The following is a 13,370-nucleotide window of genomic DNA, read 5'->3' as shown; positions in this document are numbered from 1 at the left end:
TAAAAATCTAATAACCCCATATTAATTTATTAAAAAAGCTACGTGGTTTTTTAGAAAAATATTTTCCTCCATAATATAAATCCATAAGACCCTTTGGAACATATTCTCCTTTTATAAGTAACTTAATTCGCTCTACTCTATTTGAATTAGCTTCTGGATTTTTTATCACATTAAACTTATTTGGAGCTATTATCATAGCAACTAGTGATATATATTCATCTTCATTTAGTTCACTAAATGATTTTCCAAAATATCTTTCTGAAGCATTTGCGAAACCATAGATTGGGTTCCCATCTAAATTACCTAAATATACATAGTTGATAAATAATTTAAGTTGATCTTCCTTTGACACCAAGGGGTTCAAAGCAAAGCGAGCTATTAATGTCTGTTTAATTTTTGCAATACCAGGTCTAAAATTATCAAAATAAAATTTTTTAACTAAACCTTGAGTTATTGTTGTTATTCCAGCACCTGGAGTTTTAAAATCTATACCTTTATGATTATAAAAATTAGGATCTTCTACTTTTAAAAGAATATCTATTTGCTTTTCTGATAAATCATTTAATTCTAAAACAATTCTTTCTGAGTTTAATGCTCTACTAATTATCGTAGGTGTATTTTTACGAGCTATAATTACTATCATTGTATAGTAGACAAAAATGCTCATTAGAAATATTAGAAATATTGTAAATAACAAATGTTTTACTGACTTTAATCTAAAAAATTTCACAAAAATCCCCCTTTCCTTTTTTCTATTAAATAATCAACTTTTTCTCTCATATTTTCTGTGCCCAAAAGCCATTCTTATACTTATAATAACAACAGCTATTGTATACGGTATTGTTGTATTAATATCAAAAATCATTCCTATAATTGATATAACTATAATAATAAAACTCATTAAAAATAAATAAAAACCTGTAAATCTAGCAAGCCCTTCTTTATCTGCAACTCTTTTTTCATTATATCCTGCTATCAACCAAAGCTTTTTATATCGCCATATCATATATCCAAAATATATAAAAATAAATCCTGATAGAAAAAATATAAAATTTAATAAAAACACATTTTATGCCTCCCTAAAAAATAAATAAGTAAGAATGTCTCGATTTCTTTTATTTATAAACTCCTTTTCCTTAATCATTCCTAATTTTTCGGCTACTCTTATTGAAGCGTAATGATTATATGGCATGTTTGCTATAATTCTTTTCATCCCTAGCTCTTTAAAACCATATTCAAGACATGCTTTTGCTGCTTCTGTACCATATCCCTTCCCTCAATATTTTGAATAAATTATGTATCCTAAATCATTTTCTATCTTGCCATCTATTTCAAGTATCAAAAATCCACAATCACCTATTATTTCACGACTGTTTTTTAATTCAACTATCCATCTACCAAACCCATATTTTTTATAATTCTCAACATTTCTATTAATCCAGTTCTTTACCTGCTCTGGTGAAAAAGGCTTTGGCCAAAACTGCATAGTAACAGGGTCACAAAGTATTAATTTTAATGCTTCATAATCATTCATATTCATTTTTCTTATCAATAGTCTTTCTGTTTCAATCATCTAAAGCACCTCATTTTAAATAATAAATCATATATAAAAACTTTTTATATTACGATTAACTTTATTAACAGTTGAAATATAGCTCCATAATACTAATTTATTTTTATTGATATACCTATAAATATTCGCTAATATCTTATTTAAACAATATAATGTCTTATATTTTTTCAACTTGTATATGATGAATATAAATATTTATATAAACTTCAACAAAGGCTTATGCGAATTGCAAAGTAATTTTGAGAATAAATGTAAATTAGTGAGTTTTTGTTCAAAATTAGGGGGTCAATCCGGCATATAACAGTCTGAGTGTTTGAGATGTACTATAGGTTTTTCATAGTATATCTTAAACGCTATGTTAGCTGATGTTATTTCTTCCACCAATTAAATTGTCGCCCAAACTTTTTAATATTTTCACTAAAAACATACCTAAGATTTTCTTTATTTACTACTTCTCTCATAATATCAATTTGTATATCTATATCTTCTGTCGGAAAGTCTGAACCGAAAAAAATCTTATCATATCCAATCTCTTCAAATATTAGTTTTACTTTTTCAATACCAATATTCTTTTTAAAAATTGGTAATACTCCTGAAGTCTCAAAGTAAACATTATCGTAATTTAACCACGGCATTAAATTAAAATATGGTACTCCTCCAAAATGGGCAATTATAAAACTTGTCTTATGAAAAACTCTAACAATCTTTTCAATATATTTTGGATGAGAATTTTCTATTAATCCTGGTGATGAACCTGGATAACAATGAATCATAACAGGTATATTTAACTCTCCAGCTAATCTATATATAGGCAGCAGTCTCCAGTCGTCTCCATTAACTCCTAAGTTCTGTAAATGAATTTTTATTCCTTTTAAACCTCTTTCATATAATTCAACTATTTTTGTTTCTATATTTTTAATGCCACCTGCATAATGCATTTTACTTATATCTATATCAATGAATCCTACTATATCTTCGTCATTTTTAATTATACTTATCATATAATCATTCATTTCATCAACAGGTTGCCAAGATATATCATTAATAGGAACAAAAACAGCTTTGTCTATACCCCTACTTTTCAATCCTTCTTTTACTGTTTTATATCTAACATCTACTTGTCCTCCACACATGATACCACATGCCAGAGAATGTACATGTGCATCGATTATTTCCATAGATTTACCTCCTTTTTAATTTCAGCTAACTCTAGTATTTGCGAACTTTAGTTCGCTTTTTAGCATAATATAGTAGGGTTTACGAATATAGGTTCGTTAACATCTACTTATGTACGTTTTTATACTATTATTTATCGTCAACGCCCCCATCTTTTTCAATTCTTAAGTAAACCATCTATTTAATACAGTGATTTAGATTTAACAGTATCTATTAATTTTCTCCATTTATTAACAAATTCCTCCAAAAATTATTTTTTAATTAATTTAAAAGACAACAAAAATGAAATAAGAGGCATGGAGAAAAACTTACAAAACCTAGTTACTCTCTATGCCTCAAACATATACAATATCTTAATCAAATATTTTTATAGTAAAGACAATATTTTGTTAATGGACAAATCTCACATTTTGGTCTTCTTGCTTTACATATTCTTCTTCCATGATATATAAGCCAATGATGAGCATCCGACCAAAGCTTATGTGGTATATTTCTCATTAAATCTTTTTCTGTATCGTAAACATTATCACTTGAAGCTAAACCAATCCTATTGGATACTCTGAAAACATGAGTATCTACTGCAATAGCATCTTTTCCAAAAGCATTGCTTAATACAACATTGGCTGTTTTTCTACCAACCCCTGGTAACTTCATTAATTTTTCTCTATTATCTGGAACTTTACTATCATATTCGTTTACCAAAATCTCACAAGTTTTTAGTATATTCTTACTTTTATTTCTGTAAAAACCACAGCTTTTTATCATCTTACCTAATTCTTCTTCAGTCAGTACGAGATAATCTTCTGGGCTTTTATATTTCTTAAATAGTTCTTCTGTAACTTGATTAACTCTTTTATCTGTACATTGAGCTGCTAATATAGTAGCTATCAATAATTCAAATGCATTTGAGTAGTTTAACTCAGATTTAGCATCTGGATAAAGCTCTTGTAATATTTTTAGAACTTCCTTAATTTCTCTCTTAGTTAGTCCTTTCTTCATATGCAAATCTTCCTTATTTCTTTTTCTTGATTTTCCAACCTTTTTACTTTTTTAAAAACTATAAAATCTCAATATCATAATTTGTAATTTCTACCCTACCATCATTTTCTATAAAATTTATTACATTTGAAATTATACTATTTGCATGTGAAGTATCATTTGTAACACACGCAAACCCTACAACCGATTTTCTCCAAGTATCATTCAAATCAACCTCAGCTATTGAAACATTAAATCTAGACTGTATTTTGCCTATAAGACTTTTTATCACATGCCTCTTTTCCTTCAATGAATTAGCTTCATATATGAACAAATCTATTTTGCAAGTTCCTACAATCATAGAATCACCTCAAGCAATTATCGTCGTTTGCTTTTCGCCATTCGCTTTAATCATTTAGTCTTTAGTCGACAGTTGTTAGTGTTTTTTCAAGCCTGACCTCATTGTCCTAGATTAGACTACTAATTTTTCATTTTTAATTTTTAATTTTCTATTTCTGTCATCTGTCCCCTATTACCTGTTCTCTAATTCTAGTACCTAGCCCCCAGTATCTAGTACCTAGTCCATAAAAAAATATCTTCATAATTATACATAAAAGGTGCAGAACCCTGCACCTTATTTTTAAAGTAATCTCATTTCCTTTCCAACTTTTTCAAACGCTGCAACTGCTCTATCTAATTGTTCTTCAGTATGTCCAGCAGTTACCATACATCTTACCCTACCAGTTCCTTTAGGTACAGTTGGATATACTATACCTGATACGAAAACTCCATTTTCAAATAACTTTCTACTAAATTCCATTGTCTTAGCTTCATCTCCAATTATTACAGGAGTTATTGGAGTTTCACTATTTCCTGTATTAAATCCTAATTGACCAAGTTTTTCTTTGAAGTATCTTGCGTTTTTCCATAATCTATCAGTGTATTCTGTAGTTTCCATAAGCATTTTAATAGCTTCGATTATAGCTCCTACTGCTGCTGGTGGTAAAGCAGTACTGAATAATATTGGTCTTCCTCTATGATTTAACCATTCTTGCATTGTTTTGCTTCCTGCAACATAACCACCAATAACGCCAATAGCTTTTGATAATGTACCAATACTGAAATCTACTCTACCATGTAAACCAAAATGGTCAACAGTTCCTCTACCACTTTCACCTAAAACTCCTGAACCATGAGCATCATCAACATAAGTCATAGCTTCATATTTTTCAGCAAGTTCTACTATTTCAGGAAGTTTAGCTATGTCTCCATCCATACTGAATACGCCATCAGTAATAATTAAAATATTTCTATATTTATCTCTATTTTCTTTTAGAACTTTTTCTAAGCTGTCCATATCTGAGTGCTTATATACAGCTCTATCAGCCTTACTCAATCTACAACCATCTATAATACTTGCATGGTTCAATTCGTCAGATACTATCAAGTCACCTTTTTCAGTAATAGCTTGAATTGTACCTGCATTACAATTGAATCCTGATTGGAATACCATAGCTGCTTCTTCTCTTTTGAATTTAGCAAGTAATTCTTCTAATTCCTCATGTAAATCCATATTACCTATTATAGTTCTTACTGCTCCTGCTCCAACACCATATTTCTCAACTGCTTCAATTGCAGCTTTCTTAAGTCTTGGATGATTTGCAAAACCTAAATAGTTATTAGAAGAAAGATTTATAACTCTTTTACCATTAAGTATTACCTCTGCTTCATTTGCTCCTTCTAATATCGGTAATTTTCTATAAACTCCTTGATCTTTTAGCTCTTGAATTTTTTCTTTCAAGAATGTTAGCTCATGCACATTACTCATATTTTTACCTCCTTAAATATAAATTATTTATTAGGATACAATACTACCTTTCCACAATTACCACTCTTCATTAACTCCATACCTTTTTCAAATTCTTCTAATGGTAATTTATGAGTAATTATAGGCTCAAGGTTTAAGTTGCCTGAAGCAAGTAGTCCTTTTACTTGATACCATGTATCATACATTCTTCTACCAACTATTCCTTGCATTGTTATCCCTTTGAATATAATATCATTTGCAAAGTCTAGCTCAACATTTTTAGCAGGAATTCCAAGTAATGACATTCTTCCACCTAATTTGATATATTTGAATGCCTGTTGTATTGCTATAACATTACCAGACATTTCTGCAACAACATCTACTCCATATCCAGAAGTTTCCTCTAACACTCTCTCGATAACGTTTTCCTTGATTGGGTTTATAACAACGTCAGCTCCCATTTTCTTAGCCAATTCTATTCTGTATTCATTTACTTCAATAGCGATAACTTTCGATGCACTTGCAGCTTTTGCAACAGCTACTGCCATTAATCCTATTGGTCCACAACCTACAACTGCAATACTCTTTCCAACAATCTCACCAGCTAATACAGTATGTACTGCATTGCCTAATGGTTCTTGTATTGATAATAATTCTACAGGAACATCTTTATCATTTACCCAAGCATTACTTTCAGGTATTGCTACATATTCTGCAAATGTACCATCAGTGTCAACACCTAATATTTCCGTGTTTACACAGATATGTGCATTACCGGTTGTACAAAGAGGACAAACTCCACACACAATATGAGTCTCAGCTGAAACTATATCTCCAACTTTTACAGATTTTACATTACTACCAATCTCTACAACTTCACCAGCAAATTCATGGCCCATTACTCTTGGTGGTTTAATCCTTTTTTGTGACCATTCATCCCAGCTATAAATATGATAATCAGTACCACATATAGAAGTCGCTAAAACCTTAACCAAAACATCATTAGGTCCTATTTTAGGTATATCTTTTTCTGAAAGCACTGCTCCAACACCAGGTTTATCCTTTAACACAACTTTCATTTTACCGTTCATATACTTGACCTCCCTAAAAATAATATATTAAATCAAAATACATAACCAATATTAATATACCACATTTAAAACCATTTTTCCTTCATTGACAAATATTTTTAATATTTTGTCATATTTTTAACATAATTAATCTGTTATCCTATCAAAATAGTCAATAAATTTATGTATCTCTTCTTTGACCTCTATTGATTTTTCTTTTTCTAAATGTAATAGTAACATTTTTTTCCCTAGTTTCCTATCTATTTTCATTAATGCCCATGCTGAATACTCTCTAATCATTGGACTTGAATCTTCTAAAGCTTTATATAATAACTCTATAGCTCTTTTATCTCTTAAGTTCCCTAACGCTATAACACAATTTCTTTTTAAAATATTTTTTCCTCTCCAGCTTCCAGTTATATGACCGTATTTCTTCTTAAACTCTTTGTTTGATAGATTAAATATTTCAACAATATCTAAATACCCACCTGTTACTTTTGGAATAAACTCTTTAGTTTTACCTTTTCTAGCATTCTTATTCTTCGGACAAACTAATTGACAAGTATCACACCCATAGATTTTAGTACTCATTTTATCTCTTAATTCATATGGAATTTTCTCTTTTGTTTGAGTAAGATACGAAATACATTTTTTAGGATTTAATACATAAGCATCTTCTAGTGCTTTGGTTGGACAAGCATCTAGACAAAGCCTGCAATCCCCACACTTACTAATAGATTCACTATTAACCTCAATCTCAAGATTAGTTACAATATACCCAATAAAAATAAAAGAACCATATTCATCATTTATTATCAAGCAGTTTTTACCATACCAGCCTATTCCTGCTCTTTTAGCTATTTCTCTATCTACTAGAGTACCAGTATCAACAAAAATTTTATATTCTATATTTTTGACCTTTTTAATATAATTAGCTAATGATTCCAATTTTCTATATAACACATTGTGATAATCAATTCCCCATGAAGATCTAGAAAGTCTACCTTTTAAAATATTCTTTGTATCAATATTAGTTTTGAAATCAACATTATATGAAAGACCAGCAGTAATTATTGTTTTAGCTGATGGCATAATTTCTTTAGGATTAACTCTTAATTTTATATCTTTTGGTTCAAACTCTGTTACATATCCTTTCTGTTTTCTAAGTATTAAATACTCCTTTATTTCATAAAATGGCTCTGCACTACAAAAACCTATTATATCTAATCCAACTTCTATTGCTTTTTCCTTTACAAACTTCTCTAAATCCATTGCACCCATCCTTTGTACTCATCCTTCAATCAGTTATTCCATCACCATCTCTAGGATACTCTACCGCTAATGTTGTATCACCCTTAATAGGCCATATCTTCGTTACTGCTTTTCCCACGATATTTTTTATTGGTACAAATCCAAAAGTTCTGCTGTCATTACTGTTATTTCGATTATCACCTAAAACAAAAACATATCCTTTAGGTACAATCCCCTGTAAAATATTATAATCTCTTTCTATGTATTTTTCATCACTAATATATTCTTCTATCAAAAGTTCATCATTTATATATACATGATTACCTACAATCTTAAACTCATCACCTTCTACAGCAATAACTCTCTTAATAAATAGTTCACCTTTCCGATTCTTTAGTGGTGGTTTAAAAATAATTATATCTCCACGTGAAGGTTTTTTATAAATATATGATAACTTATTAATAAGCAACCTATCATTATTATTAATTGTATTTAGCATAGATCCTCCTTTTACTAAAGTAATGCCTATTATATACTTCTCAATTAAAATAGTTGTTACCAATGTAATAAATATAATTTTTAAGCAATCAGTAAAAATATTGATTTTATTTTTATTAATCATAACACCACTTCCTATTACTTGTGTTTTTTCCTAACTTTAAATACTATTTTAAAGTTTTGCCTATTCTTGGCTATATTATAATTGGAACTTTTAATAACTTTTAATAATGTTTGGTTATTGTTAATTGAAATTGTATAGACCCTTTTAAACAATATTCGAATAGCTTGAAAAAAATTCAATTTAATGAACAAAATCTTCGATTTAAAATCAACTACAATGTAATTACGGAAATTATATTAAGAATTATCCGCAGTTTAATAAGGTATATAATTTCCTATAGATTATAAAAAAAGAGAGTATCTCTACTCTCCAATAACAGTTCTAAATATTATCATAAGTATTAACCCTATAATAAACCCATATGTAGCTAACATCTCATTATTATTACAGTGACTTTCTGGTATTAATTCATGCGATACTACATAAAACATAGCTCCCGCAGCAATTGATAATATTAATGGAAGTAACTTATCTGTTAATCTTGCAGCAAAAAAACCTATAGCAGCAGCAATAGGTTCTCCTATCCCTGTTAAAAAAGAAAAAAGTAGTGCTTTACCTCTCGGATATCCCCCTTCAATTAATGGTGCAGCAACAACTAACCCTTCTGGAATATTCTGAACTCCTATGGCTAATGCTAAATTTAGACCTGTACTCATATTACCAGTTCCGTATCCAACTCCTATAGCAAAACCTTCTGGTACATTATGAATGGCAACCGCTATTGCTAAAAGTATATTTTTTTTTAGCACGCTACCATTATCATTTTCCTTATAGTTTTTTGTATGTGTATGAGGAACAAAATATTCTATAAAAGTTAATAATAGTGTACCTATTATTATACCTCCAATAACACTTATTAAGTTGCCTTTTTCTAAAGCTGGCTGTATTAAATTAAAAGAACTTGCAAATACCATAATCCCTCCAGCAAAACCTAGAAGCCCATCCTTTAAAGCTTGTGGAACTTTTTTTATAAACAAAAAAGGTAATGCTCCTAATCCAGTGCATAAACCTACCAATATACTCACTAATATTCCTTGCACTTAAATCCCTCCTGTTAACCATATATATATTATCTTTTTATACAAATAAGTTTATTCATATGTAAAACATGAAAGTAAACTTATTTGATGTAATTTTCTAAATAGCAAATGTATATTAAAACTTATTGTTGAAAAAAATAACAAAAAAAGAACAAAATCTTCAATTCAAATAAATTAAGGAAGATTTTGCCCATATCCATTACGGAAATTATATTTAAAATTATCCATAGTTTAGTAAGGAATATAATTTCCTATAGATTATAAGTTAAGGGGAATTAATATGCAACAAAATCATCTTCTTGAATTACATGTTTTACTATTTATATCTATAGGTATCTTAGTAGGCTTTATAAGTAGATGGTGGATGCTCAGAGGAGATGTAAGACAATACCCTACTTTCCCAAATGGATATTTAATTCATTTAACAACAGGCTTCATAGCAGCAGCTATTGGAGCAGTTGCTTATCCAGCTCTATTGGGTAAGAACTACGTTGCTGTAACTTTTTTAGCCTTAGCTATACAGCAATTTAGAGATATTAGAAAAATGGAAAAAGAAACTCTTCATTCACTTGAAAGAGATAGTTATGCTCCTAGAGGTGAATCTTATATAGATGGCATAGCTAAAACGTTTGAGGCCAGAAATTATATTGTTATGATTGTTTCGCTCACAACTACAATATCTGCATTCATGATAAGAAAATATATCAAAACAAATTCCATAATATTAATTCTTGCAACAGTAATTGGCTTTATTGTTGCATTTCTTCTTAAACAATACACTAAAGGACATACATTAAAGGATATTATTACTATAGAAGAAGCCCCTCTTAAATTTAAAGATGGAGCAAATTTATATGTTGGAGACATTTTTGTAATGAATGTGGGTTTATCTGCTACTAGAGAAAGAATATTAAAAAACGGAATTGGTGTTATATTAAAACCTAAAGGTGATAATGAAAAAATAATATTGAATCATCAAGGGCAGAGAACAGCCATTATTCATGAATGTTCTAGACTACTTGGACTTGAAAGATATGTAGCTACTAGAAGAAATTTTGATACGGGAGAATTAGCTTTAGTTATTGTTCCCATTGTTAAAGATATAGATAAGTTAAAAGAAATTATTCTTAATGTTCCTATACTTGAAATGAATAAAAAAAGACAAGAAAAAACTAAATAAAATCAAAGGAGAGTTTAATATAAATGAAAGAAAGTCAAACAAGAAGTATATTAGCTGTTGTTACTCTAGACAAAAATTTAGTAATTCATTCAAGTGCTCCTACTTTTTTAGCCAAGGACAAAGAATCTCAAGAGAAAATAGCTTCTGAACTAGGTAGAGTATTAGCAGGTAATATTTATGGTCTAGCTAATGGAGTTATTATAATAACCCAAGAATAAAATACCTCGGGCATGAAGCCCGAGGTATACTAATTAAATATTATTTACATTTAAAACTCTCATTGCATTTAATACTGCTATTAAAGCAACACCTACATCTGCAAATACTGCTGCCCACATTGTAGCATATCCTAATGCACCTAAAAGTAATACTATTCCTTTAACACCTAATGAAAATACTATGTTTTGCCATACTATTTTTCTAGTTCTTTTTGCAACCCTAATCGCAGTAACAAGTTTTGATGGCTCATCAGTCATAAGTACTACATCTGCTGCTTCAATAGCTGCATCTGAGCCTAATCCACCCATCGCTACTCCTATATCAGCTCTTGCAAGAACTGGTGCATCGTTTATACCGTCTCCAACAAATATTAACTTACCTTTAGTTTGTCTCTCTTTTTCCAGCATTTCAACCAATTCTACCTTATGTTGAGGTAAAAGCTCTGCATAAACTTTATCTAACCCTAACTTTTTACCTACGCTATCAGCTACTTTTTTATTATCACCAGTAAGCATCACTGTTTTATTTACGCCAATAGCTTTTAATTCTCTTATAGATCTTTCAGAATCCTCTTTTATTTCATCTGAAATAATGATATAACCTGCATATTTTTTATCTATTACTATATGAACAATAGTTCCTGCTGCATCGACACTTTCATAATCAATATTCTCTTTTTTCATTAATTTATCATTTCCTGCAATTACAACTTTACCTTTTACAACTGCTTTAATTCCATGTCCGGAAATTTCATCATAGCTTTCTATATCATCCTTATTTACTTCTTTTCCATATTCCTTTAAAATCGAAACTGCAATAGGATGATTAGAATAACTTTCTGCATATGCAGCAAATTCCAATAACTGCTCTCTAGAAATACCATTTTTTTCTTTTATTTCAGTAACTTTAAATACCCCTTTAGTTAAAGTACCTGTTTTATCAAATACTACAGTATCTACATTATTTAAAGCTTCTAAATAGTTTCCACCTTTTACAAGAATTCCTCTCTTAGATGCTCCTCCTATACCTCCAAAGAACCCTAATGGTATAGATACAACTAAAGCACAAGGACATGATATTACTAAAAATACAAGTGCTCTATAAATCCATTCTGAAAATGTAGCACCTTCAATTACAAGTGGAGGAATAATAGCTAAAGCTAAAGCACCGAACACTATTACAGGCGTATAATATCTTGCAAATTTTGTTATAAAGTTCTCAGTTGGAGCCTTTTTGCTACTTGCATTTTGAACTAAATCAAGTATTTTAGATACAGTAGACTCTCCAAATTCCTTAGTTACTTTAATAGATAAAAGACCATTCTTATTAATGAATCCACCTAATATTTCATCTCCAACGTTAACCTCTCTTGGCATAGATTCACCTGTTAGTGCAGATGTATCTACCATAGATTTACCTTCCACAACTATTCCATCTAGTGGAACTCTTTCACCAGGTTTTACCACAATTATATCCCCAATATTAACTTCATCTGGCGATACTTTCTTTATATCTTCTCCAACTTTAAGATTTGCATAGTCTGGTCTTATATCCATAAGCTCTGCAATAGATTTTCTAGAACGATTAACAGCTATATCTTGCATAAATTCTCCAACTTGATAAAACAGCATAACTGCTACACCTTCTGGAAACTCTCCTATTGCAAAAGCTCCTATTGTTGCTACAGCCATTAAAAAGTTTTCATCAAATACTTGACCTCTTAATATATTTTTACCTGCTCTTAATAATATTTCTCCTCCTATTAATATATAACTCATAAGAAATAGTATAAACTCAACCCAAAATGAAAATTTAAAAATTATAGCAATACCAAAAAATGCTGCTCCTATTAATAATCTTATAAGCTCTTTTTTATTATCTCCTTCTCCATGAGAGTGACTATGTCCATGTTCATGAGAATGTCCTTTATGTTTTTTATTGTTTTTACTTTCATCAATTACATCTACTTCTGGTTCTATTTTCTTTATTATTTCTACTGCTTCTTTCGTTATTCTATTTAAATCTTTTTTATTAGCCTCAATAATTAATTTTCCAGCGGTAAAATCTATATAAGCATTTTTTACTCCCTTTATTTGTTTTACTTTTGATTCAATTTTAGCTGAACAGCTAGCACACATAAGCCCCATTAATACTAATACCTTTTTTGATACTTTTTCTATAATTTTTTCTTTAACAATTACATGAGGTTCAAATTTTTTTACAATATCCTTAGTTTCTAAAATAACCGATTCTATTTTATTTTCATCAAATAATTCAATAGTTAAAGTTTTAGTAACAAAATTTAGATTAGCTATCTTAACATCAGCTAATTCATTTACTTTTGTTTCTATTTTAGCTGCACAACTTGCACAATCTAAACCTTCTAATATCAATTCTTTTCGAATTTTTTTGCTCATTCAAACACCCCTTTACATACCTTTATATATGAACAAC

Annotated in this window: 13 protein-coding genes and 1 pseudogene; 2 read left to right on the top strand and 12 right to left on the bottom strand. The window is 29.6% G+C overall.

Annotation, left to right across the window (positions count from 1 at the left end; translation table 11 throughout):
• Positions 1–7: 7 nt before the first annotated feature.
• The 11 genes and pseudogenes from BFN48_RS01475 to BFN48_RS01425 all read right to left on the bottom strand — a co-directional run bounded on the left by BFN48_RS01475 (position 8) and on the right by BFN48_RS01425 (position 9,517).
• A complete protein-coding gene (locus BFN48_RS01475) occupies positions 8–730 on the bottom strand; it encodes a biosynthetic peptidoglycan transglycosylase (protein ID WP_083238726.1) in 723 nt (240 codons plus the stop codon).
• A 33-nt stretch (positions 731–763) separates the two neighbouring features.
• Positions 764–1,066, bottom strand: a complete 303-nt coding sequence (locus BFN48_RS01470; protein WP_069649103.1) for a DUF3784 domain-containing protein — start codon at positions 1,064–1,066, stop codon at positions 764–766.
• Positions 1,067–1,069: 3 nt separating this feature from the next.
• A pseudogene (locus BFN48_RS12600) lies at positions 1,070–1,573 on the bottom strand (GNAT family N-acetyltransferase).
• A gap of 368 nt (positions 1,574–1,941) precedes the next feature.
• Entirely contained in the window at positions 1,942–2,751 is an 810-nt protein-coding gene (locus BFN48_RS01460) for an amidohydrolase family protein (RefSeq protein WP_069649102.1), read from the bottom strand.
• A 355-nt stretch (positions 2,752–3,106) separates the two neighbouring features.
• Positions 3,107–3,748 carry an endonuclease III gene (nth, locus tag BFN48_RS01455; RefSeq protein WP_069649101.1) on the bottom strand — a complete coding sequence of 214 codons (642 nt, stop codon included), beginning with the start codon at positions 3,746–3,748 and terminating at the stop codon, positions 3,107–3,109.
• A gap of 58 nt (positions 3,749–3,806) precedes the next feature.
• Positions 3,807–4,088 (bottom strand): DUF503 domain-containing protein, encoded by a 282-nt coding sequence (locus BFN48_RS01450; RefSeq protein WP_069649100.1) that lies wholly within the window; start codon positions 4,086–4,088, stop codon positions 3,807–3,809.
• Positions 4,089–4,367: 279 nt separating this feature from the next.
• Entirely contained in the window at positions 4,368–5,555 is a 1,188-nt protein-coding gene (locus tag BFN48_RS01445; protein WP_069649099.1) for a glycine C-acetyltransferase, read from the bottom strand.
• A 23-nt stretch (positions 5,556–5,578) separates the two neighbouring features.
• Positions 5,579–6,625, bottom strand: coding sequence for an L-threonine 3-dehydrogenase (gene tdh, locus BFN48_RS01440; RefSeq protein WP_069649098.1), 1,047 nt, complete (start codon positions 6,623–6,625; stop codon positions 5,579–5,581).
• Positions 6,626–6,751: 126 nt separating this feature from the next.
• A complete protein-coding gene (queG, locus tag BFN48_RS01435; RefSeq protein WP_069649709.1) occupies positions 6,752–7,876 on the bottom strand; it encodes a tRNA epoxyqueuosine(34) reductase QueG in 1,125 nt (374 codons plus the stop codon).
• A gap of 25 nt (positions 7,877–7,901) precedes the next feature.
• Positions 7,902–8,477: a signal peptidase I gene (gene lepB / locus BFN48_RS01430; RefSeq protein ID WP_069649097.1), complete on the bottom strand. Its 576-nt coding sequence runs from the start codon at positions 8,475–8,477 to the stop codon at positions 7,902–7,904.
• 302 nt (positions 8,478–8,779) lie between these two features.
• Entirely contained in the window at positions 8,780–9,517 is a 738-nt protein-coding gene (locus BFN48_RS01425) for a ZIP family metal transporter (RefSeq protein WP_069649096.1), read from the bottom strand.
• 280 nt (positions 9,518–9,797) lie between these two features.
• Between BFN48_RS01425 and BFN48_RS01420 the strand changes: the two genes are divergently transcribed.
• Both BFN48_RS01420 and BFN48_RS01415 read left to right on the top strand, forming a co-directional pair.
• The gene (locus tag BFN48_RS01420; RefSeq protein WP_069649095.1) at positions 9,798–10,697 is read left to right on the top strand and encodes a YIEGIA family protein; all 900 of its coding nucleotides are present in this window, start codon (positions 9,798–9,800) and stop codon (positions 10,695–10,697) included.
• A 23-nt stretch (positions 10,698–10,720) separates the two neighbouring features.
• Positions 10,721–10,915: a capping complex subunit for YIEGIA gene (locus BFN48_RS01415; protein WP_069649094.1), complete on the top strand. Its 195-nt coding sequence runs from the start codon at positions 10,721–10,723 to the stop codon at positions 10,913–10,915.
• A 33-nt stretch (positions 10,916–10,948) separates the two neighbouring features.
• On the opposite strand, the gene BFN48_RS01410 is transcribed toward BFN48_RS01415, so the two are convergent.
• Positions 10,949–13,333 carry a heavy metal translocating P-type ATPase gene (locus tag BFN48_RS01410; RefSeq protein WP_069649093.1) on the bottom strand — a complete coding sequence of 795 codons (2,385 nt, stop codon included), beginning with the start codon at positions 13,331–13,333 and terminating at the stop codon, positions 10,949–10,951.
• Positions 13,334–13,370: the final 37 nt, after the last annotated feature.

The organism is Caloranaerobacter ferrireducens, assembly GCF_001730685.1.
GTDB classification, from domain to species: Bacteria; Bacillota; Clostridia; order Tissierellales; family Thermohalobacteraceae; genus Caloranaerobacter; species Caloranaerobacter ferrireducens.
Note: the sequence above shows the minus strand (reverse complement) of the source record. Positions and strands in the feature narration are given on the sequence as shown.